This window comes from Enterobacter cloacae complex sp. S2 (assembly GCF_015159675.1).
Taxonomy (GTDB): Bacteria; Pseudomonadota; Gammaproteobacteria; order Enterobacterales; family Enterobacteriaceae; genus Enterobacter; species Enterobacter intestinihominis.
Genome location: NZ_JADDTS010000002.1, coordinates 196,336 through 218,776, shown reverse-complemented (window position 1 = coordinate 218,776; position 22,441 = coordinate 196,336). Strand labels below are relative to the sequence as shown.

Below are 22,441 nucleotides of genomic sequence, written 5' to 3'. Positions count from 1 at the left end.
TCCCGCTTAGCTCCACCAAACTCTGAACCCAACAGAGTGCGGTAGGTAAAGTAACATGTGGGGCTATAGCTCAGCTGGGAGAGCGCCTGCCTTGCACGCAGGAGGTCTGCGGTTCGATCCCGCATAGCTCCACCAAAATTTAAACCCTCGTCGCAAGACGGGGGTTTTTTTATATCTTGTAAAATATTTTAGACTGTTTTTGTTGCAATTAACGTCGTTTTCTACACCTCACCTCAATCCAAATCAATAAACAAGTCTATAAATAGACCTGAACTTGATTCGTGTTATTAATAAACCTATTATCCATGCGGTCAATGAGACGATGGTAAAATAGATTATCCGGATTAATGAATAGAAAAATTTACAATAATGTAAAGATATTTATGATTGCCCTGGCGCTAAGCCTGATTGCGATTCCTTTTTCTCGTTATATCTCTCCACGGGCCATCGTCAGCGAAAATGATGTTTATCTGGCGTGGTTGCCCTTAAGTGCCATGCTCGCCATCGTGTTGTTATTTGGACGGCGGGCAATCATTCCTTTGCTGTTAAGTTTTAGTATTACTAATATTTATAATCTTGATTTAGCACCACTACAATCTGCCGTATTATTATGTTGTCAGACGTTTACCGTCTTCGCCGCCTGTGGCGTCATCCGTCTGGTGCTGGGCAAGCGCTGGCGACACAGCATACCGAATAAGTACATTGGCATACGTATTTTCTGGCTCGGATTTATGGTGCCTGTGGGCATCAAATTATCGATGTATCTGGCGGGATATTTATTTGATTTCCCGGTGACAATCTCCTCATATTTTGGCGAAGGCTCTGCAATTTATAACGTTATCGATATTCAGAGTCTGATTTGTGCCGCCCTGATTTTCACCATGATGTTCTATTATCCGTTAAGAATGATTATTAATCCTCGCTATGCCCGAACATTCTGGCGGCGAAGCGTGAAGCCCCTCTTTTGTCACAAAAAAGCGTTATTTATCGTTGTGTGGCTGATGCTGTTGATCTCGATGATCGCTATTTTATGCGCGCCTTTTGAGTCGCAGTTTATTGCGGGTTATTTGATGCCAATCGTTTTCATTCTTTTCACCCTGGGGATTGGTCGTCTGAGCTATGCGCTCATCTCTTTATTCTGGGCGGCCTCGGCGCTCATGCTGTTGACCTATAATTATAATTTTCTTAATGGCGTTGAATCGGGCCACTCGCTCTCCTTTATCCTGTCGGTGCTTATCTCTTTCGCCATCTGCCTGCTTTACATGTCGCGGATCTATCAGAAAAGTGAATGGCTGAAACAGGGGTGGCAGGAGAGGGCGCTTACCGATCCGCTCACCGGTCTGCCTAACATTCGTGCGCTGGAAGTGTTTTTACAGCACCATCCCGAGGCCAAAGTCTGCTGCCTGCGCCTGGATAATCTCGAATTCCTGAGCCGTCACTACGGCATCCTCATGCGTGTACATTGTAAAAAGATGATAACCGCGTCGCTGCAACCGTTATTGCAAAAAGACGAGAAGCTCTTCCAGTTGCCGGGCAGTGAGCTGGTAGTGGTCTTGCTGGGTCCGGGCACGGCTGAACGTCTGCAATATATGGTTGATCATCTGAACAGCCGTAAGATTATCTGGAACAAGACTGAGCTCGACATCGAGTTTGGCGCCTCCTGGGGTGAAGTGCCGGATGGGGAAAGCCTGCATCACACGCTGGGTCAGCTGAGCTGGCTCTCCGAGCAGTCCTGTGCCGGGCACAACGTCCTGGCGTTAACCAACAGTCTGGATGATGTCTCCGGTCAGACGACGGACAGAGTGCTGATGTTGGCCCGCATAAAACGCGCCCTTGATATCGGTGGGCTTCACCTTTACGCCCAGCCAATCCATAACGCGCGTGGGGAAGGGTACTTTGAAATCCTCTCAAGGCTTGAAAGCGAGGGTGAGATCATCACGCCTGATCGCTTTATTCCGCTGATTGCTCAGTTTAACCTGAGCCACCGATTTGACCTGAACGTGGTGGAAAAATTGCTGATGTGGATGCGCAGCCATCCGTCCGAACGGGCCGGAACGCGGTTCTCCGTTAATCTGATGCCGCTTACGCTGATGCAAAATGAGATAGCGGCTGAGATCATCGCGCTTTTTGAACGCTACGCCATTGCGCCGCAAGATATCGTCATTGAGATCACCGAGGAACAGGCTTTCTCTGACTCGGGAAGCAGCATCAACAATATCCAGCAGCTGCGGGATTACGGCTTCCGGATTGCTATTGATGACTTTGGTACCGGCTATGCCAACTTTGAGCGCCTGAAGCGGCTGGAGGCCGATATCATTAAGATCGATGGCTGCTTCGTGAAAGATATCTGCACCGACAGCATGGATGCGATGATCGTGCAGTCCATTTGCAACATGGCCAAAACGAAATCGCTTTGTGTGGTGGCTGAATATGTGGAATCGGCTGAACAACGCGAGATGTTGCTACGATTTGGCGTGGACTATTTGCAGGGCTATTTGATTGGTAAACCACTGCCCCTGACGGCGCTGGAGGCATAAAAAAACCGGGAGCGAGGACTCCCGGTTTTTATTACGCGGTATGAATTACAGAACCAGTGCTGCGATAGAGGCAGACAGGACGCTCACCAGCGTTGAACCGTAAACCAGCTTCAGGCCAAAGCGAGAAACGACGTTACCTTGCTCTTCGTTCAGGCCTTTAATCGCACCAGCGATAATACCGATGGAAGAGAAGTTCGCGAAGGAGACCAGGAAGACGGACAGGATCCCTTCCGCACGAGGGGAGAGTGTGCTGGCAATCTTCTGGAGATCCATCATCGCCACGAACTCATTGGAAACCAGTTTCGTTGCCATGATACTGCCCACCTGCAACGCTTCGTGAGCGGGCACGCCCATCACCCAGGCAATCGGGTAGAAGATGTAGCCCAGAATACCCTGGAAGGAGATACCGAGTACGGCCGCAAACAGGGCGTTCAGCGCAGCGATCAGCGCGATAAAGCCAATCAGCATTGCGGCGACGATAATTGCAACCTTGAAACCCGCCAGAATGTATTCACCCAGCATTTCGAAGAAGCTCTGTCCCTCGTGCAGGTTTGACATCTGAATGTTCTCTTCGCTGGCATCCACACGGTACGGGTTAATCAGCGAAAGCACGATAAAGGTGCTGAACATGTTCAGAACCAGCGCCGCAACTACGTATTTTGGTTCCAGCATGGTCATATACGCGCCCACGATAGACATGGAAACGGTAGACATTGCGGTTGCCGCCATGGTGTACATGCGGTTACGGGACATCTTGCCGAGAATATCTTTATACGCAATGAAGTTCTCAGACTGACCCAGGATCAGCGAGCTGACTGCGTTAAAGGATTCCAGTTTGCCCATGCCGTTAACTTTCGATAACAGGAAGCCGATCGCACGGATAACCACCGGCAGAACGCGGATGTGCTGAAGGATACCGATCAAGGCAGAGATGAAGACGATAGGGCAGAGCACCTTCAGGAAGAAGAAGGCCAGACCCTGATCGTTCATGCTGCCAAAGACGAAGTTTGTCCCTTCGTTGGCAAATCCGAGCAGTTTTTCGAACATTTCGGAGAAGCCTTTCACGAAGCCCAGGCCTACGTTGGAGTTCAGGAAGAACCACGCAAGTAAAACTTCAATGACCAGCAGTTGGACAACATAGCGAATACGAATTTTTTTGCGGTCTGTGCTGACCAGCAATGCAAGTGCAGTAACGACAACGAGTGCCAGGACAAAATGAAGGACGCGGTCCATATTTGCTCCAAATATGAGGCAGGTTTAATTTCCGTGCACATTCTATGTAACAAGCACAAAGAAAACGAGATCAAGCCCACACTATAGTTACATCCTGTGACGAGTCTCAAAAATAGTGATCAACAAGACATTTTTGTTATGTTAGGTAAATGAGTGAAAAGTTAAGTTTGTGTGCTACGCTTCACAAATGTCTGCGCATTTTCACATTCTGTGACCTTGCTCCACCTGCCTGTCTATCGTTCCTGACTATCAGAGAAATCATGTTAACCGTTACAAATGAACTTGATAATCATTCTCATTTTGATAGCATAAAACATAGCAAAGGCTATATTTCCAGAGGCAGAAATGACGAATAGTCGCGTAGAGAGTAGCAGCGGCAGAGCGGCACGCAAGCTGCGGTTCGCATTAATGGGACCGGCATTCATTGCCGCGATTGGCTACATCGATCCGGGTAATTTTGCGACCAATATTCAGGCCGGGGCCAGTTTCGGCTATAAACTGCTGTGGGTTGTGGTATGGGCCAATCTGATGGCGATGCTGATTCAGATGCTCTCCGCGAAGCTGGGTATTGCTACCGGAAAAAACCTGGCGGAGCAAATCCGCGATCATTATCCACGTCCGGCAGTTTGGTTTTACTGGGTTCAGGCGGAAATTATCGCCATGGCCACCGATCTCGCCGAGTTTATCGGGGCGGCGATCGGCTTTAAGCTTATCTTGGGCGTCTCCCTGCTTCAGGGGGCGGTGCTGACCGGTATCGCCACTTTCCTGATTCTGATGCTCCAGCGGCGGGGACAAAAACCGCTGGAGAAAGTCATCGGCGGCCTGCTGCTGTTCGTCGCTGCCGCCTATATTGTTGAGCTGATTTTCTCCCAGCCGAATCTGGCGCAGCTGACGAAAGGGATGGTGATCCCGTCGTTACCCACTTCTGAAGCCGTTTTTCTGGCTGCCGGAGTGCTGGGGGCGACCATCATGCCGCACGTCATTTATCTGCACTCTTCATTAACCCAGAATCTGCATGGCGGGACGAGTAAAGAGCGCTACTCCGCCTCGAAATGGGATGTGACTATCGCGATGACCATTGCCGGATTTGTGAATCTGGCGATGATGGCGACCGCCGCCGCCGCGTTCCACTTTAACGGGCATACCGGGGTTGCCGATCTCGACCAGGCTTACCTGACGCTGGAGCCGTTGCTGAGTCATGCCGCTGCCACTATTTTTGGTTTAAGCCTGGTCGCTGCGGGTCTTTCATCTACGGTTGTGGGGACACTGGCCGGGCAGGTGGTGATGCAGGGGTTCGTACGTTTCCATATTCCGCTGTGGGTTCGCCGCTCGGTCACGATGCTGCCTTCCTTTGTTGTGATCCTGATGGGGCTGGATCCGACCCGCATTCTGGTGATGAGTCAGGTACTGCTAAGTTTCGGGATTGCGCTGGCGCTGGTGCCACTGCTGATCTTCACCAGTAATAAATCGCTGATGGGCGAACTGGTGAATTCGACGTGGGTGAAGCGCGCCGGGTGGGCCATTGTGGTCGTGGTGGTGGCGTTAAACTTGTGGTTGCTGATAGGCACAGCCGCAGGCCTGTAAAAGAAAAAGGAGCCGGAAGGCTCCTTTTTGTTGTTAATGGTGATGGCCGTGACCGTGGCCTCTGCCTTTTCCATGACCCCAGCCGCCACGGCGGTCGTCACGATCGTTCCAGCCTTCGCGGTAGCCGCGTTCGTAAGCCTTACGCTTATCCCAGCCACGGTGATAGCCGTTATCGTGTTTCCACCAGCGGTTTTGACGCCATTCATAATGGCGATGCCAGTAGTCACGGTCGCGCCAGTAGCCACCGTCCCAATATCTGCCGTAGTCATCACGATCGCCAATTTGTAATTTAATCGATGGCAACAGGGTGATTTCGCCCGCACTGGCGACCAGCGGGGCCGAAACCAGTAATACCGCTGCAAGAATCAGTGACCTGAACATACTCTTCTCCTTCACGATCGGGGCCGCTGTGCGACCTGTTAACGCAATTTTACGAGTTGGTAAACATTCGTTTCATCGCCTCAACTCCTAAATCAGGAACGAGAGCACTTTTTGCTAAAAGTGTTTTTAATCTGAACTGGACAGGATCGTATCTATCGTCTTCAGCTCTTCTGCCGTGAACCGACAATTCTCAAGCACGCCTGCTGCATCTTCAATTTGTCCGGTCTTGCTTGCGCCGATGAGCACGGATGTCACCGCATCGTGGCGCAGGATCCAGGCCAGTGCCATTTGCGATAGCTTTTGCCCCCGGTTTTCCGCCAGCGCATTCAGCTTGCGTACCTTTTCCAGCTTTTTGTCGGTGATCTGCTCCGGGTTAAGGAACTTACTGCCGCTTGCTGCGCGAGAATCCGCCGGGATACTGTTCAGATAGCGATCGGTCAACTGTCCGCCCGCCAGGGGGGAGAAGGGGATACATCCCACCCCTTTATGCTGCAACACGTCCAGCAACCCCTCTTCAGGCGCACGTTCAAACATGGAGTACTTCGGCTGGTGGATCAGACATGGCGTGCCCAGATCCTCCAGTATTTCAATCGCCTGCCTTGCCACTTCTGCCGGGTAGTTGGACAGACCGATGTACAGCGCCTTGCCCTGACGCACCACATGGTCAAGCGCTTTCATGGTTTCACGTAGCGGCGTTTGTGGATCCGGGCGGTGGTGATAGAAAATATCGACATACTCCAGCCCCATACGCCTGAGGCTCTGGTCCAGGCTGGCGATCAGATATTTACGTGAGCCCCAGTCGCCGTAAGGCCCGTCCCACATGGTGTAGCCCGCTTTGGTGGAGATGATTAGCTCATCGCGCCAGGGCAGGAAATCCTCCTGCAAAATGCGCCCGAAATTACGTTCGGCCGAACCAGGAGGCGGGCCGTAATTATTGGCAAGGTCAAAATGCGTAATACCCAAATCGAAAGCACGCTGTAAAAGTTGACGGCTGTTTTCGAGTAACGTCGCGTCGCCAAAATTATGCCAAAGCCCCAGCGAGATGGCGGGAAGCTTAAGGCCGCTTTGCCCACAGCGGCGATATTGCATTGTCTGATAACGATTTTTGTCAGGCTGATAACCCATTGGCGAGACCTCTGGCGTTGGAAAGAAACATCAGTGTATACGTTTACACTAACCTGAAGAAAATGAGCATAGCTCAGCTTTTTTCGTAAAGCATTCTTTCCAGACCCTGATTGTCGCCAATTCTGGACACGCTTCACGCTTATTTAATACTCAGAGTGAGGTCAACGTCAGAAGGACACTTATAATATGCGTACCCCCTATTGCGTCGCCGATTACCTGCTGGACCGACTAACAGATTGTGGTGCCGATCATCTGTTTGGTGTGCCAGGCGACTATAACCTGCAATTTCTCGATCACGTGATAGACAGCCCGGACATCTGCTGGGTGGGCTGTGCCAATGAACTGAACGCGTCTTACGCCGCAGACGGCTATGCCCGCTGTAAGGGCTTTGCTGCGCTCCTGACGACATTCGGCGTTGGGGAGTTAAGCGCCATGAACGGTGTGGCGGGCAGCTTTGCTGAACATGTTCCCGTCCTCCATATTGTGGGGGCCCCGGGTATGGCGGCGCAGCAGCGAGGAGAGTTATTGCACCATACGTTGGGTGACGGCGAGTTCCGCCATTTCTATCATATGAGCGAACCCATCACCGTTGCACAGGCGGTGCTTACCGAACAAAACGCCTGCTATGAAATTGACAGAGTCCTGACCACTATGCTGCGGGAGCGCCGTCCGGGCTACCTGATGCTGCCCGCTGATGTGGCGAAAAAAGCCGCTACGCCCCCTGTAAGCGCTCTCACTGTTAACCCCGCACCGGCTGATTCAGCCTGCTTGCAGGCGTTCCGTGAGGCTGCCGAAAAGCGCTTGTCCACGAGCAAACGCACCGCGCTGTTAGCGGACTTCCTGGTACTCCGCCATGGTCTGCGCACGGCCCTTCAGACGTGGGTGAAAGAGGTGCCGATGGCACACGCCACCATGCTGATGGGCAAGGGCATTTTTGACGAACGACAGAGCGGTTTTTACGGCACCTACAGCGGATCGGCGAGCGCCGCGCCGGTCAAAGAGGCCATCGAGGGGGCTGATACGGTGCTGTGTATTGGCACGCGCTTTACCGATACGCTCACTGCCGGGTTTACCCACCAGCTGACGCCAGACCAGACGATAGAGGTTCAGCCCCACGCGTCCCGCGTCGGCGACGTCTGGTTTACGGGTATCCCGATGAGGGAGGCCATTGAAACGCTGACAGCGCTGTGTAAAACCTATGTTCGTGATACGCGAGCGCCATTGGATCACAGCGGCTTTTCGTTCCCGACTATCGAAGGGGCGCTGACTCAGGAGAGCTTCTGGCGTACCCTGCAAACGTTTATCCGCCCCGGAGACATTATTCTGGCTGACCAGGGAACGTCTGCTTTCGGCGCTATCGATCTGCGTTTACCGGCGGACGTGAACTTTATCGTCCAGCCGCTGTGGGGATCGATTGGCTACACGCTGGCGGCAGCATTTGGCGCGCAAACGGCGTGTCCGAACCGACGCGTGATTGTCCTGACGGGTGACGGCGCCGCGCAGTTGACCATTCAGGAGCTGGGATCGATGCTGCGCGACAAACAGCGCCCGATTATTCTGGTGCTTAACAACGAAGGATACACGGTGGAAAGGGCCATCCACGGGCCGGAGCAGCGCTATAACGATATTGCCCTCTGGAACTGGACGCAGATCCCGCAGGCGCTGAGCCTGGCGCCTCAGGCAGAGTGCTGGCGCGTCAGCGAAGCGGAAGCGCTGGCGGAGGTGCTGGATAAAGTGGCACACCATGAGCGGCTTTCGCTGATCGAGGTGATGCTGCCGAAAGCCGATATTCCGCCGCTGCTGAGCGCGCTGACCAAAGCGCTGGAGGCGCGCAATAACGCCTGATTACCTGTCGTTTCGCCATCCCATCAGCATCGGTTTGCCCGCCAGCAGGAGCCAGGCGGGCAACATCACGATACAGAGCAGCGGCAGAAGCGTGGTATCCGGCACGACAACGGCCGCCATAAACAGGCTCAGCCACGCATCGCGCGTGACCACCAGTACCAGCCCCAGAATGGAACAGGAGACGGTAATCGCCGCAGGGACAGCGTCAACGTGCTCATGCAGCATCAGCCCCAGCGCGACGCCAACAAATACCGCCGGGAAGATACGACCTCCCCGGAAACCACAGGCCGCAGCGACCACCAGCGCCGCCAGTTTTACCAGCGCGAACAGCAGATAATCGGAGACGCTAAAGACCTGGCTGAAGGCCAGCTGCTGCATCTCGTCCAGACCCTTAAACAGCGTAACCGTCCCGCCGATGGCGCCTAAAACGCCCAGAATAAAACCCCCCATGCCCAGAATCAGCACCGGATGCTTCAGCCTGTGCATCAGACGATGCAGGCGAGGGAGACACCACACCGCGACCATCCCCAGCGCAATGGCGATCGCGACGACGACGGCACCGCTGAAAATATCGGTGAGTTGCATCTGGCCGTAGTGGGGGATGGAGAGTGAAAAATGGGGATGGAAAAACAGGCTGGTGGTGAGGGCTCCCGCAGCGGCGGCCATTAGCGGCGCGAAGAGTTTATCCCACAGCGGTACTTCATGATCACTGCTGAGGGTTTGCGAAAAAATGAGCGCAGCCGCGACCGGAGTGCCAAACAGCGCCCCGATGGTGCCTGCTGACGCCAGGATCGTCCAGTCCAGCGCGCCAACGCGCGGAAAAAGACGCGCCCCCAGAAAGACCGCCAGCGCGATATTAACCGCCATAATGGGATGTTCAGGCCCGAGGCTTACGCCGCCCGCAAGACCGATAATCAGCGCGATAATAAGCCCCGGCAGAGCAGAGGGAGAGACAGGGGCGCCAATCAAGGGTTCCAGTGCCGGGTCCGGCCCGGCATGACCCGGGCTATAGCGGATCACCAGCCCTACGGCAATCCCGGTCAGGGTCAGCATCATCATGATCCAGCCCGGCGAGTCAATGCTGATGCCGAGTTTTACCGGAAGCGCGGTCCATAAAATCGTTTGCAGCACCGCCGCCACTTTCATGACGACGATGAGCACCAGGCTCGACGCCACGCCAATAATCAGCGCCGGGACAGCCAATAACAGCATGGTTCTGGCTCGCGGATGGAGCATGATGATTTCCTTGTACAAAACGGCTTAACGTTACTTTGCACAATCAGCATTGTGGCAATAGTGCAAAAGGTGCTGAAACGGTAAAGTTATAATGTGACGAAGATCGATAATCCATGGGCAGTCACCTTCTGGTCGTTGTTGTTATCACGCCTTGAATTTACAGTGTCCCAAAGATTTATTCTGACTTTAGCGGAGCAGTAGAAGAATGACAAAGTATGCTTTGGTAGGTGATGTAGGCGGCACCAACGCGCGCCTTGCCCTGTGCGATGTGAACAGCGGTGAAATTTCTCAGGCGAAAACCTATTCAGGGCTGGATTACCCAAGCCTGGAAGCGGTGGTTCGCGTCTATCTGGAAGAGCATAAAGTGAGCGTTGAAGACGGTTGTATCGCTATCGCCTGTCCGATCACCGGCGATTGGGTGGCGATGACCAACCACACGTGGGCCTTCTCAATTGCCGAAATGCGGAAAAACCTCGGCTTCTCGCACCTTGAAATTATCAACGACTTCACTGCGGTTTCCATGGCTATCCCAATGCTTAAACCAGAGCATCTGATTCAGTTCGGCGGTACGGCCCCGGTTGAAGGCAAACCTATTGCCGTTTATGGCGCAGGCACCGGCCTGGGGGTGGCGCACCTGGTCCACGTCGACAAACGCTGGGTCAGCCTGCCGGGCGAAGGCGGTCACGTGGATTTTGCGCCGAACAGCGAAGAAGAGGGCATTATTCTGGAGGAGCTACGCGCCGAGATTGGGCACGTGTCGGCCGAGCGGGTGCTTTCTGGCCCGGGCCTGGTGAACCTGTATCGGGCGATTGTAAAATCAGACGGTCGTCTGCCGGAAAATCTGCAACCTAAAGATGTGACCGAACGCGCGCTGGCCGACAGCTGTATTGACTGCCGCCGTGCTTTGTCGCTGTTCTGCGTCATCATGGGGCGTTTTGGCGGCAACCTGGCGCTGAACCTTGGCACCTTTGGCGGGGTCTATATTGCGGGCGGGATCGTACCGCGCTTCCTCGATTTCTTTACCGCCTCCGGCTTCCGTGGCGGCTTCGAAGACAAAGGCCGCTTCAGGAGTTATGTCCAGGACATTCCTGTTTACCTGATTGTCCACGACAACCCAGGATTACTGGGCTCCGGGGCGCATCTGCGTCAGGTACTGGGTCAGATCCTCTGATGCTCATTCCCCTCTCCTGCGGGAGAGGGAACGCGCTACAGGTGCATGAGCTGGCGGAACTCTTTCACCCTGCTGCGGCTTACCGGCACCTGGAAATCCAGATCCTTCAGCCGCAAAATATAGGTGTTATTAAACCACGGTTCGATTTCGCGGATCTTGTTCAGGTTGACGCAGAACGAGCGGTGGCAGCGGAAGAAGTGAGCGGCCGGGAGTTTATTGCAGAATTCGGTGATGTTCATCGCCATTACGTAGGATTCACGCCGCGTATAGACAAACGTCATTTTTTCATGCGCTTCGGCATAGTAAATATCGTCGACAGGCGTGACGATGATCCGTTCGTCCTTCACCAGATTAATCGTGTCGTTTTCCCGCGCTACCGGGCTGGCACTGGCGGGTAATGCTTGCTGCTGCCACGCGGCTTCCAGCTTATGCAGCATGCTGATAATACGCGACTCCTGGTACGGCTTCAGAATATAGTCAAACGCCTCAAGCTCGAAGGCTTCCACGGCATGCTCTTTCCACGCGGTGACAAACACAATAAACGGCTTGTGGGCGAACTGATTGATATTTTGCGCCAGCAGGACGCCGTCCAGCGACGGAATATTAATATCGAGGAATATCGCGTCGACCCGGTTATGCTGTAAAAATTTCAGCACGTCCAGACCATCCTCAAAACAGCCAACAATCTCCATCTGGCTGTGGGTTTTGATAAGCCAGCTCAACTCCTGTTGAGCCAGAAATTCATCTTCTACGATGATGACTTTCATCTGTTACTCCGGCCTACGGCAACAAGGATATCGGGGCATTCACGGGCGTTCGCTCATTCGGAACATAAAAGGCAATTTCGGTGCCCGGCTCAAGACGGTGAATATGCAGCCCGTCACCGTACAGCAGTTTGACCCGGTGATGCACATTCAGCAGTCCGATCTTGTTGCCCGGCATTTCGTTTGATTTGACGCGCTCGATGACTTTCGGATCGATGCCGTGCCCGGTATCGCGCACGGCGATGCGCACGCGGTTACCGCTTTCCGTCACGCTAATCGTTACTACGCCTTTGCCTTTACACGGCTGAATACCGTGAACAATGGCGTTTTCCACCAGAGGCTGGATCAGCAGGCTTGGGATCACGCAGCTGACCTCTTCATCAATATCGTAAATGACCGTGAGCTTATCGCCAAAGCGTGCCTGCTCGATGGCGATGTAATCCTTGATTTGATACAGCTCTTTTTTGATGTCGATCTGCTCGTCGTCATTTAGCTCAATGTTGTAGCGCAGATAGCGCGACAGATTAAATATCAGCTGCCGCGCGGTATCCGGATTCAGACGGATGGAAGAGGAGATAGCGTTCAGCGCGTTAAACAGGAAATGGGGATTGATCTTGCTTTGCAGGGCGCGCAGCTCTGCCTTATTTGCCATCTCGCGCAGCTGCTCTGCACGCGAAACCTCAAGTTGAGTGGAGATAATCTGCGACAGGCCAATCGCCATCTCCTGGAGCGAAGAGGTGATTTGGTGCGCATGGCAGTAGTAAATTTTCAGCGTCCCCGTGACCACGCCTTTTTCCCACAGCGGGATCACCAGCATTGAGTGGATCTCTGGCGTCCGGTGGGCTTCATCATTGTTTTTAATGATGATTTTTCCGTAGTTAATCGCCTGTCTGGTGGTCGGGCTGATGGTATCGTCGCTGTCGCGATAATTGTGCTCCCCGACGCCAACGTAAGCCAGCACGTGGTCAATATTGGTGATGGCGACCGCATCGGCGTGAATATCACGGCGGATGATATCGCAAACCTGACGTAAAGATTCGGCGTTAACGTGTCGGAAAAGCGGCAGCGTCTTGTTGGCGATATCCAGCGCCAGCTTGGCCTGACGCGCGGCGCTGGCCTCTTTTTCGCCCTCCACGCTTTGCACCAGCAGCACGATAAAACCGATACAGACGCTCCCGAGGATCATAGGAATACCGATCTTCGAGACGATATCCAGCCCCAGCGCAACGGTTGGCGCCCAGACGATGACCAGGATCATGGTCAGCGTTTCGCAGACCATCCCCGCGATAATCCCTGCACGCCAGTGCTGCTTTTTCGGGATTTTGCGGTTAATCCAGCCCGAGAGCAGCCCGGCAATAATGCTGGTGATAAAGCAGGGGACTGCCGTCACGCCGCCAATATCAATCAGGTATCGATGGGTGCCGGCGATGATGCCTGTGATAATCCCTACCCAGGGACCAAAGAGGATCCCGCCCGACATGACGGCGATGATGCGCACGTTCACCAGCGAGCCTTCTACCGGCACCCCGGACCAGGTGCTGAACAGGGCAAACATCGAAAAGATAAACGTGACGGCCAGCAGCTCTTTTGGCGAATGGGCAGATTTATGCAACAGTTCGCGGAACAAGCGGATGCGGATAAGGAAAAAGAGACAGATCAGCATTAATGCCGCGCGGTCGAACACCGCCAGGAGCATATTGAAGATTTCGTGCACGGTCAGGCCTGGGAAAACGGGAAAAATCTATGATAGAAAACATAGGGCCTGATGACCAGCTATCCATCAGATTTATCAAATGGGGAAAAACCATAATTCTCAAAGGGGATTGCTGGCTTTTGACTGAAAGCCGGTGCTTTTCCGTTTGGGGAGAAACGTCAGGTAACGATACTGAAAATATTGTGTTAAATCGTAGCGCTTAAAACTGCCTGTTCGCGATAAGAGTTCCGCTTTTCACTGCAATCACATTCCCGTTTTAGCGCAAAATATTGTTTTGCCGTTATCCTCTCGACAGCGTCTTTTTCTTCAGGTTATTTTCTAAGCACGCCACACGGGTGGCAGCGTCGCTCGGACGGTCCGGGCGCTAACGTGACTCTGAGGAATCTATGGCTGAATTCAGTCCTGAACGCCGTTTTACGCGTATCGATCGTCTCCCCCCTTATGTTTTTAATATCACTGCTGAACTGAAAATGGCTGCGCGTCGGCGCGGCGAAGACATTATCGATTTCAGTATGGGTAACCCTGACGGCCCAACGCCGCCGCATATCGTTGAGAAACTCTGCACGGTTGCGCAGCGTCCTGATACCCATGGGTATTCCACCTCACGCGGCATTCCACGCTTACGTCGGGCGATCTCCCGCTGGTATCAGGATCGTTATCAGGTCGATATCGATCCTGAAAGTGAAGCGATTGTGACCATTGGCTCCAAAGAGGGGCTGGCCCACCTGATGCTGGCGACGCTGGATCACGGCGATACCGTACTGGTGCCGAATCCGAGCTACCCCATTCACATCTATGGGGCGGTGATTGCCGGCGCGCAGGTGCGTTCTGTCCCGCTGGTGGAAGGCGTCGACTTCTTTAACGAGCTGGAACGGGCTATTCGTGAAAGCTATCCGAAGCCGAAAATGATGATCCTCGGTTTCCCGTCAAACCCAACGGCACAATGCGTTGAACTCGAATTCTTCGAGAAAGTGGTCGCGCTGGCTAAGCGTTACGACGTGCTGGTGGTACACGATCTCGCCTACGCCGATATCGTTTATGATGGCTGGAAAGCGCCGTCAATTATGCAGGTACCCGGTGCCCGCGATGTGGCGGTTGAGTTTTTCACCCTGTCGAAAAGCTACAACATGGCGGGCTGGCGAATTGGTTTTATGGTGGGAAACAAAACGCTGGTGAGCGCCCTGGCGCGTATTAAAAGCTACCATGACTATGGCACCTTTACGCCGTTACAGGTCGCGGCCATCGCGGCGCTGGAAGGGGATCAGCAATGCGTGCTCGATATTGCCGCTCAGTATAAACGCCGCCGTGATGTGCTGGTAAAAGGGCTTCATGAAGCAGGCTGGATGGTGGAAATGCCTAAAGCCTCTATGTACGTCTGGGCGAAAATTCCTGAGCCGTATGCGGCGATGGGTTCTCTGGAATTTGCCAAAAAACTGCTTCAGGACGCGAAGGTTTGCGTCTCTCCAGGCATTGGCTTTGGTGACTACGGTGACACGCACGTGCGTTTCGCGCTGATTGAAAACAGCGACCGTATCCGTCAGGCAGTGCGGGGCATTAAAAGCATGTTCCGCGCGGATGGCCTGCTTGCAGCGAAGAGCGTTGCGGAACAACCCGAGTCGTAACGGACAACAAAAAAAACAGGCGCCAACGGCGCCTGTTTTTTTGACTGCATTTTCTTAACTAGATCATCAGAGCAAACGTTCCGGCCCAAACTAAAACAATAACCGAAATGCCCATAAAGAAATATTTCACGTTTCATCGCTCCGCGTATCTTCCGGTACGCATTAAAAAAACAGAGTCCAACTGAGTATAGAGAGTTGAAATCATGCGAAAGGGGAAATCGGAATTATCCCGTGACGTCGCTAACTTCAGCTCTGAATTCTGTGCTTTCCTGTCGCCAGACGGCGCTAATGTACGCCTAAATTTCAGGAGTGACAAGAGGCATTTTTTTAAATAATTTCCTACACTTACGAGTGTCGTGGAACGGCGACAGTTTGATTTCGGTACGCAATAAATGCCTGTTGAGCGACGGTCGAAAAAAGCCGTTACGCACTGCGATTACAGGTGTTTGAAAAGGTTAGTTTCTTAGCGAAACTAACCTTCGAAAGGGGTCAGATATAGAGCGAGGCTTCGCCCAGGGGGCGGGTTTTAAAGCGGCGGTGCATCCACAGATACTGCTCAGGCGCACGCATAATTTCAAACTCAATCACCTTATTGATAAAGGTCGCGGCTTCACTCTCATCTTCAGGATAGTTCGCCATCTCTGGGGAGATATGCAGACGATAGCCTGACTTATCCGCTTTTCTGACCATGGTCACCGTCAACATCGCGGCGCCTGAGAGACGTGAAATCACAAAGGTACCGTTCGTCGTAGCGACATCTTTAACCGCAAAGAAAGGGGCAAAACTGCTGCCTTTAGGACCGTAGTCCTGATCCGGGGCAAACCAGACGGCTTCACCTTTTTTCAGGGCGCCAACCATACCGCGGAGATTGTTACGGCTGATCATCGCCTTATTTGAACGCATGCGGCCCCGCGTTTGTACCCATTCCATCAGCGCGCTGTTATGCGGGCGATAGGTTGCCATCATTGGCTGACAAAGACCCATAACGCGGCCGCCCAGCTCAAGCGACATAAAATGCACACCCACAACCATCACGCCGCGGTTTTGCATCTGGGCACGTTTCAGGTTATCCAGGCCTTCCACGTCAAACCATTTACGGACACGCTCGTCTGGCCAGAACCAGGCCATACCGGTTTCAAGCAGCGCCATACCGATAGATTTAAAGTTTTCCGCAATCAGCGTTTCGCGCTGCCGCGCATTGTAATGCGGAAAGCACAGTTCGAGATTTTTTCGGGCAATGGATTCACGACGCTTAAGAAAGTAACGCGATGCGCTGCCGAGCTTAGAACCCAGGAAACGGATCACGGGATATGGAAGTTGAACCAGCAGCCAAAGTACGCCAAGGCCGAACCATGTAAACCAGTAGCGCGGGTGCAAAAACGCCCGCTGAAATTTGGATTGAGACAAAATAGTGGAACCTTTGTAAAGCCTGTGAAGGTAGCGCAGACTTCGCGATACCACGTGCCATTGAGACCGTAGGACGAGGTCATGGTTGCAGGCTTTACCGTTCTTTACGACGTTGCCTGGCCATTGCTGACTTGGGTGGGCGGCATAATGTAGCACCGTTATACATTATGAGCCATCACTCGTTTTTGTTTAAAAAAGCGGCAATTGCGGAGTGGTTTGATTTTGCTATTGTTTAATCTGCGTTCCCGCATGTCTCCTGAAGGTGCAGACCATGGAAACCTACCTGCAAACGGTGAAAGAAGAGTGGGTGAAGCTGATTAATGAAACCGATCCCGATGTGCATCGGCTTGCGACTGAGCTTGCCAGAGACAACGCAACTCCCCTGGTCGCTGAATTCTATCGTGTTGTGCTGGCAGATCCATCGGCAGCTGAATTCCTGACCACCGAACAGGTGGAGAGGCAGCTTCAGGAGGCGCTTCGTCGCTGGCTTATTGATGTGCTCTCATGCCGTGTGGAGCAGGTTGAAGAGCAGATGCGGGCGCAGCAGCGCGCTGCGGATGTTCATGCCCGTATTGGTATTTCGGTTGATTTAGTTGAAATGGGCTTCCGCGTTCTGAAAAAGCTGCTGTTGCCTGTCATTACTACCAGCGCCCATTCGCCTGAGTTGAAGCTGCATATTTATCACTACGCGATAAACAGTATCGATCTGGCCATGGAAGTGATGTCGCGGGCCTATGTATTTAGCGAGAACAATGCGGCGAAAGAGGACGAAAATTATCGCATCTTTTCCTTAATGGAGAACGCAGAAGAGGAGAAGGAGAGACAGACCGCGGCGCTGCTGTCATGGGAAATGGTGCTTCTGTATAAGATCACGCTTAATTCCAGTATCGGCAACAGTCTGCCGCTGGGGCAGTCTGAATTTGGACTGTGGTTTAGCCATAAAGGTCGGCACTACTTCAGCGGGATCGCTGAGGCCGGTCATATCTCTCGTCTGATTCAGGAATTCGATGACCTTTTTAACGAGGTCCGTCTTGCAGGGCAGGGTCTGAGTGATAAAGCGCAGCGGGATAAATTCTTGCAGCGAATGCGTAATACCCTCTCGCAAATCATCACGCTTTTGCGCGAACTGTTTGACGAAGTGTCGCGACACGAGGTGGGGGTTGATGTCCTGACCCGCCTGTTGAATCGCCGTTTCCTGCCAACCATCTTCAAACGCGAAATCCTGCACGCCACCCGGGCGGGAACAAAGCTCTCGACGCTGCTGATTGACGTCGACAAATTTAAACAAATCAACGATACCTGGGGGCACAATACCGGGGACGAGATCCTGCGAAAAGTCTCCGGCGCGTTCTACGACAACGTGCGAACCTGTGATTACGTTTTTCGCTACGGCGGCGATGAATTTCTGATTGTGCTAACGGAAATCTCAGAGGTGGACGCGCTGCGAATTGCCGAGCGTATCCGCAGGCGGGTGGAAAAAATCAAGGTTAACTCCCCAACCGGCGATATTATCCCGCTCTCCCTCTCGATAGGCGTTGCGATGTTCAACGGGCATCCCGATTACGAGCGATTGATTCAGGCGGCGGATGAAGCCTTATACGGCGCGAAACGGCGTGGCCGAAACTGCGTGGAGCTTTGGAAGGGGTCGTAAGGAAAGACAGAAGTGTCCCCTGCAGGAATCGAACCTGCAACTAGCCCTTAGGAGGGGCTCGTTATATCCATTTAACTAAGGGGACGAAGCGGCAAGAGTATAGCGTTATTTACACTTTTCGTTAAGCGCATTGCCGCCTGACTGGTCAAAGAGTCACCGTTCACGCCGATTTTTCGGCAGTTTTATCCTTTTTTTCCTGAGCCTTAAGCTCGGCCTTACGCTTGTTGGACATGTCGTTACGGATTTGCGCATGGCTCAGCAGCGCAAAGATAAAGGTCCCGCCACAAATGTTACCTGCGAGGGTTGGCAGGGCGAACGGCCAGAAAAAGTCGCTCCAGTGGAGTGTGCCGTTAAATACCAGATAAAGGATCTCCACGGTTCCGACAACAATGTGCGTGGTATCGGCGAGTGCGATAAGCCAGGTCATCAGGATAATCACCACGATTTTCGCGCTACCCGCTGACGGGAACATCCAGACCATAGTGGCGATGATCCAGCCGGAAATTATGGCATTAGAGAACATTTCAACCGGCGTGTTTTTCATCACATCCATGCCAATTTTCACAAATGCGTCGCGGGTCGGTTCATCAAATATTGGCATATACTCGAACGCCCAGGCGGCTATGCCCGTACCGATCAGGTTCCCCAGCAGCACGACGCTCCACAGGCGCATCAGTAAACCGAAATTACCGAGGGTCGGATTTTGCATGACGGGCAGTACGGCAGTGACGGTATTCTCCGTAAAAAGCTGCTGTCGCGCCATAATGACGATAATAAAGCCGAACGTGTAGCCTAAATTTTCCAGCAAAAACCCGCCCGGTACGCCTTCCAGCTGAACGTGAAATATCCCTTTGGCGAGCAGAGAGGCACCCATCGACAGACCGGCTGCAATGGCTGACCACAGCAGGGCCATCGCGTCGCGCTCCATCTCTTTTTCCCCGTCCTGGCGAATATGCTCATGAATAGCCATGGCGCGCGACGGCAGGCGCTCTTCATCGACTTCTATCTCTTCTCCCCGGTCTTTCTCCTCGCTTTCAATCTCATGTTCCTCTTTGCTTTCACCAATTTTCTCTTCGCTAATGTCTTTCATAACAGCTCCTTCGGGGTAATTGCTCATTTAAGCGTAGCGGCTTTTAGCGCTTTCCCCGTGGGGATGCTCTTAAATTGCTGAAAATGGCAATAAAGGTGAGACATCTCTTTCAAAGCCAATATAAAATTGCCAGCGAAACGAATTCCGAAAGACAGGCTATGCTGAAATTAGCGTGATGACGCGAGCGGGTCGTCATTGTCCTCGTAGACATCGGTAAGCGTGCTGTTACAATCACTTGCACGTTTCAGGCGGAGCATCTCATGCTCCGTCACAGATGGCATTCAACGATAGCCATATTGAACAGGGAGAAATTTATGAAGCTTCGGCTGTCGGCGCTTGCGCTGGGCGTAACAATGCTTGTGGGCTGCGCCAGCTCTGGCGAGCAAACGGGACGCTCCGATCCTCTCGAAGGATTTAACCGTTCAATGTACAGCTTTAACTATAATGTGCTGGATCCATATCTGGTTCGTCCGGTTGCCGTGGCATGGCGTGACTATGTTCCGCAGCCGGCGCGTAACGGGCTGAGCAACTTTACCAGTAACCTGGAAGAGCCAGCGGTTATGGTCAACTACTTCCTCCAGGGCGACCCGTATCAGGGGATGGTGCATTTCACCCGCTTCTTCCTGAACTCCCTGCTGGGTATGGGCGGCTTAATTGATGTCGCGGGCATGGCGAACCCGAAATTACAGCGTGAACAGCCGCACCGTTTCGGCAGCACGCTGGGTCACTATGGCGTAGGTTATGGTCCGTATGTGCACCTGCCATTCTACGGCAGCTTTACCGTGCGTGATGATGGCGGCGACATGGTGGATACGCTGTATCCTGTACTGTCATGGCTCACCTGGCCGCTGTCGATTGGTAAATGGACCGTGGAAGGAATTGAAACGCGTGCGCAACTGCTGGATTCTGATGGTCTGCTGCGTCAGTCTTCCGATCCGTACATCATGGTCCGCGAGGCCTACTTCCAGAACCATGACTTTATTGCCAACGGCGGTAAGCTGAAGCCGGAAGATAATCCGAACGCGAAAGCCATCGAGAACGAATTAAAAGATATCGATTCGGAATAAAAAAAAGGTGAGCAATGCTCACCTTTTTTAATCGTGTTGGGATTAGAACGCGTAGTTGAAGTTGGTACCAAACAGCCAGGCTTTACCTTCAGAGGAAAACTCGTACGGGCCTTCCTGGAAGGTCACCTTCTGGCCATGCATGTACGACACGCCCGCGTCGATAGAGGCATTCTCGTTGAACGCGTAGGTTGCCCCCGCACTCACCCAGAAACGGTCCTGATCCGGAATGGAGATAGAACGTTTATCGGCCGGTACCGGGCTGTCATCAAATGCCACGCCGGTACGGAACGTCCAGTTATCATCCATATAATAGGTCGTACCAAGCGCGATACGGTAAGCATCGTGGAAGCTTTCGTCTTTATAGAACAGCGTCTGGCCGTTGCTGCCGGTGGCTTTAAGCTCCTCGAACTGGCTCCAGCTGGTATACGCGAGGCTGTAGTGAATTGCCCACTGCGGCGCAACGCGGTTATAACCTGACACTTCCCACATTTCTGGCAGATGCAGCGACAGTGAACCCGGTACGGTTTGATTCGAGGTACCCCATGGAATGGTGGTGCCCGCGCCTGGGACCATACCGTTGACTGGGCTCAGGATGCCGCTTTTGTAATCGCCATCGAAATCAATTTTCACTTCTGAGCGATAGGTCAGACCCCAGCGGTTGTTTTTATCCAGTTCATACAGGATACCGGCGTTCCAGCCGTAACCCCATTCATCACCTTTCAGGCTGGCAATTTTATTGCTGTTTTTCGGCAGTGCAGCAGTTTGCTCCCCGGAGTAACGCTCGATTTTTGCATCGGCGTAGACAGCATCAAAGCCCAGACCAAAGCTCCAGTTATCGTTCAGACGATATGCGCCGCTCAGGTTGAGGTTCAGGGTCGTCAGGTCGGTTTTACCGCCGTATTCACCGGCCGGATAGTTGTTATTGAACTCCGTTGCCAGGCCATAGTTAGAGGTGACAGAGGCACCCCAACCAAACTGTTCATTGATTGGCGCAACAAAGTGCAGGTTAGGCACCCACGCGGTCGGCGCAATGTTATCCGCCTTCAGATCTGCGCCGGTGAACTGAGATTTGCCAGAAATGTTGACATCAGGATCGATGTAAACCGCACCGGCAGAGAAGGTAGGGCGATCAAACATCATGATCAGTGCCGGGTTACGACTCGCGTTGCCTGCGTCATCGGCAATCGCACCTTCCCCGGAATACGCACGGCCAAGGCCAGAGGAAGAAAATTCGTTTAACTGGAAGCCCGCTGACCAGGCGGACGTTGAGACGATTGCCACTGCAACTGCTAAAGCAGTTTGTTTGAACAGGGTTTTCTGGCTCATGACCATAACCTCATTGAGTTATTTTTATTCAATAATTGTTACATACCGTAACAGGAGCGCGAAGTGTAGGGTCTGAGGTATGACTTACAAATCAGACCAGTGGCGAGAGTATAGGTCTGACCAGCTGGGATGTTGCAAGTTTGTTTATTAATATTTTCAGATATGTTTCTTGAAACGAGATCTGGTTGGCAAAATTGTGACCAGTGCGATTCCTCTGAAAAGGGGAATTTTGTTTTAGATCATTTTTTAGTGTGATATTGCTCACTTATCCGATTTTGCGCCATTAACGGCTGGAGGGGGCTCGTTCGGGGGCGTAAAATAGACGCATCGTGTTTATCTCGCGCCCTGCGCGAATACAGAGGAAATTGAGCTATGAGTAAATGCAGTGCTGATGAAACCCCGGTTTGCTGCTGTATGGATGTTGGCACCATTATGGACAACACCGATTGCACCGCCTCTTACAGCCGCGTATTCCCTAACCGCGCTGAAGCGGAAGAGACGCTGGCCACGCTGAGCCAGCGCGCGCGTGAAGTCGAATCCGATCCGTGTGAAATCAAATCCACCTTCACGGAAGTGGAAGGCGGCGTGCGGCTGGATATCGACTTTGTGTTCGCCTGCGAAGCAGAAACGCTGATCTTCCAGCTGGGCCTGCGTTAATACTTTTTGCACGGGCCTACGATCGTGTAGG

The 22,441-nt window shown here is 52.9% G+C and carries 18 protein-coding genes and 3 tRNA genes (1 of these 21 cut by a window edge); 10 read left to right on the top strand and 11 right to left on the bottom strand.

Annotation, left to right across the window (positions count from 1 at the left end; genetic code table 11):
• From IPZ49_RS01675 to IPZ49_RS01665, 3 genes are all read left to right on the top strand, one after another.
• Positions 1 to 18 (top strand) — tRNA-Ala (locus IPZ49_RS01675) (it extends 91 nt beyond the left edge of the window).
• A gap of 41 nt (positions 19 to 59) precedes the next feature.
• Positions 60 to 135 (top strand) — tRNA-Ala (locus IPZ49_RS01670).
• A gap of 212 nt (positions 136 to 347) precedes the next feature.
• Positions 348 to 2,537 carry an EAL domain-containing protein gene (locus IPZ49_RS01665; RefSeq protein WP_032669423.1) on the top strand — a complete coding sequence of 730 codons (2,190 nt, stop codon included), beginning with the start codon at positions 348 to 350 and terminating at the stop codon, positions 2,535 to 2,537.
• A 45-nt stretch (positions 2,538 to 2,582) separates the two neighbouring features.
• Here the strand turns inward: IPZ49_RS01665 and nupC are convergent, their stop codons facing one another.
• A complete protein-coding gene (gene nupC, locus IPZ49_RS01660) occupies positions 2,583 to 3,770 on the bottom strand; it encodes a nucleoside permease NupC (protein WP_006811440.1) in 1,188 nt (395 codons plus the stop codon).
• Between the two features lie 345 nt (positions 3,771 to 4,115).
• Between nupC and IPZ49_RS01655 the strand changes: the two genes are divergently transcribed.
• Positions 4,116 to 5,354: an Nramp family divalent metal transporter gene (locus tag IPZ49_RS01655; RefSeq protein WP_023295104.1), complete on the top strand. Its 1,239-nt coding sequence runs from the start codon at positions 4,116 to 4,118 to the stop codon at positions 5,352 to 5,354.
• A gap of 33 nt (positions 5,355 to 5,387) precedes the next feature.
• Here the strand turns inward: IPZ49_RS01655 and IPZ49_RS01650 are convergent, their stop codons facing one another.
• Together IPZ49_RS01650 and mgrA are read right to left on the bottom strand one after the other, a co-directional pair.
• Complete coding sequence (locus tag IPZ49_RS01650) at positions 5,388 to 5,735, bottom strand: DUF2502 domain-containing protein (RefSeq protein WP_033487398.1); 348 nt, start codon at positions 5,733 to 5,735, stop codon at positions 5,388 to 5,390.
• 126 nt (positions 5,736 to 5,861) lie between these two features.
• On the bottom strand, positions 5,862 to 6,860 hold the full coding sequence (mgrA, locus tag IPZ49_RS01645; protein ID WP_058689118.1) for an L-glyceraldehyde 3-phosphate reductase: 999 nt from the start codon (positions 6,858 to 6,860) through the stop codon (positions 5,862 to 5,864).
• Positions 6,861 to 7,046: 186 nt separating this feature from the next.
• Here mgrA and ipdC point away from each other — a divergent pair, with 186 nt between their 5' ends.
• The gene (gene ipdC / locus IPZ49_RS01640; protein WP_017692977.1) at positions 7,047 to 8,705 is read left to right on the top strand and encodes an indolepyruvate decarboxylase; all 1,659 of its coding nucleotides are present in this window, start codon (positions 7,047 to 7,049) and stop codon (positions 8,703 to 8,705) included.
• On the opposite strand, the gene IPZ49_RS01635 is transcribed toward ipdC, so the two are convergent.
• Entirely contained in the window at positions 8,706 to 9,941 is a 1,236-nt protein-coding gene (locus tag IPZ49_RS01635; protein WP_045141727.1) for an ion channel protein, read from the bottom strand.
• A 205-nt stretch (positions 9,942 to 10,146) separates the two neighbouring features.
• Here IPZ49_RS01635 and glk point away from each other — a divergent pair, with 205 nt between their 5' ends.
• A complete protein-coding gene (gene glk / locus IPZ49_RS01630; protein WP_003861352.1) occupies positions 10,147 to 11,112 on the top strand; it encodes a glucokinase in 966 nt (321 codons plus the stop codon).
• 35 nt (positions 11,113 to 11,147) lie between these two features.
• Here the strand turns inward: glk and IPZ49_RS01625 are convergent, their stop codons facing one another.
• Both IPZ49_RS01625 and IPZ49_RS01620 read right to left on the bottom strand, forming a co-directional pair.
• On the bottom strand, positions 11,148 to 11,879 hold the full coding sequence (locus IPZ49_RS01625) for a LytTR family DNA-binding domain-containing protein (RefSeq protein WP_015572237.1): 732 nt from the start codon (positions 11,877 to 11,879) through the stop codon (positions 11,148 to 11,150).
• Positions 11,880 to 11,892: 13 nt separating this feature from the next.
• Positions 11,893 to 13,590: a sensor histidine kinase gene (locus tag IPZ49_RS01620; RefSeq protein WP_032619300.1), complete on the bottom strand. Its 1,698-nt coding sequence runs from the start codon at positions 13,588 to 13,590 to the stop codon at positions 11,893 to 11,895.
• 386 nt (positions 13,591 to 13,976) lie between these two features.
• On the opposite strand from IPZ49_RS01620, the gene alaC reads away from it, so the two are divergent.
• Complete coding sequence (alaC, locus tag IPZ49_RS01615; RefSeq protein WP_017383460.1) at positions 13,977 to 15,212, top strand: alanine transaminase; 1,236 nt, start codon at positions 13,977 to 13,979, stop codon at positions 15,210 to 15,212.
• A gap of 58 nt (positions 15,213 to 15,270) precedes the next feature.
• Here the strand turns inward: alaC and ypdK are convergent, their stop codons facing one another.
• Positions 15,271 to 15,342 (bottom strand): membrane protein YpdK, encoded by a 72-nt coding sequence (gene ypdK / locus IPZ49_RS23390; protein ID WP_099458937.1) that lies wholly within the window; start codon positions 15,340 to 15,342, stop codon positions 15,271 to 15,273.
• Positions 15,343 to 15,701: 359 nt separating this feature from the next.
• A complete protein-coding gene (lpxP, locus tag IPZ49_RS01605; RefSeq protein ID WP_086524742.1) occupies positions 15,702 to 16,622 on the bottom strand; it encodes a kdo(2)-lipid IV(A) palmitoleoyltransferase in 921 nt (306 codons plus the stop codon).
• 268 nt (positions 16,623 to 16,890) lie between these two features.
• Between lpxP and IPZ49_RS01600 the strand changes: the two genes are divergently transcribed.
• Positions 16,891 to 18,270, top strand: coding sequence for a diguanylate cyclase (locus IPZ49_RS01600; RefSeq protein ID WP_058689116.1), 1,380 nt, complete (start codon positions 16,891 to 16,893; stop codon positions 18,268 to 18,270).
• A 13-nt stretch (positions 18,271 to 18,283) separates the two neighbouring features.
• Here the strand turns inward: IPZ49_RS01600 and IPZ49_RS01595 are convergent.
• A tRNA-Arg gene (locus IPZ49_RS01595) sits at positions 18,284 to 18,355 on the bottom strand.
• A gap of 75 nt (positions 18,356 to 18,430) precedes the next feature.
• Positions 18,431 to 19,360, bottom strand: coding sequence for a formate/nitrite transporter family protein (locus IPZ49_RS01590; RefSeq protein ID WP_015572241.1), 930 nt, complete (start codon positions 19,358 to 19,360; stop codon positions 18,431 to 18,433).
• Positions 19,361 to 19,674: 314 nt separating this feature from the next.
• Between IPZ49_RS01590 and mlaA the strand changes: the two genes are divergently transcribed.
• Positions 19,675 to 20,427, top strand: coding sequence for a phospholipid-binding lipoprotein MlaA (gene mlaA, locus IPZ49_RS01585; protein WP_003861365.1), 753 nt, complete (start codon positions 19,675 to 19,677; stop codon positions 20,425 to 20,427).
• Positions 20,428 to 20,469: 42 nt separating this feature from the next.
• On the opposite strand, the gene fadL is transcribed toward mlaA, so the two are convergent.
• Positions 20,470 to 21,753 (bottom strand): long-chain fatty acid transporter FadL, encoded by a 1,284-nt coding sequence (gene fadL / locus IPZ49_RS01580; RefSeq protein WP_017383456.1) that lies wholly within the window; start codon positions 21,751 to 21,753, stop codon positions 20,470 to 20,472.
• 372 nt (positions 21,754 to 22,125) lie between these two features.
• Between fadL and IPZ49_RS01575 the strand changes: the two genes are divergently transcribed.
• Entirely contained in the window at positions 22,126 to 22,410 is a 285-nt protein-coding gene (locus IPZ49_RS01575) for a YfcZ/YiiS family protein (RefSeq protein ID WP_058689113.1), read from the top strand.
• Positions 22,411 to 22,441: the final 31 nt, after the last annotated feature.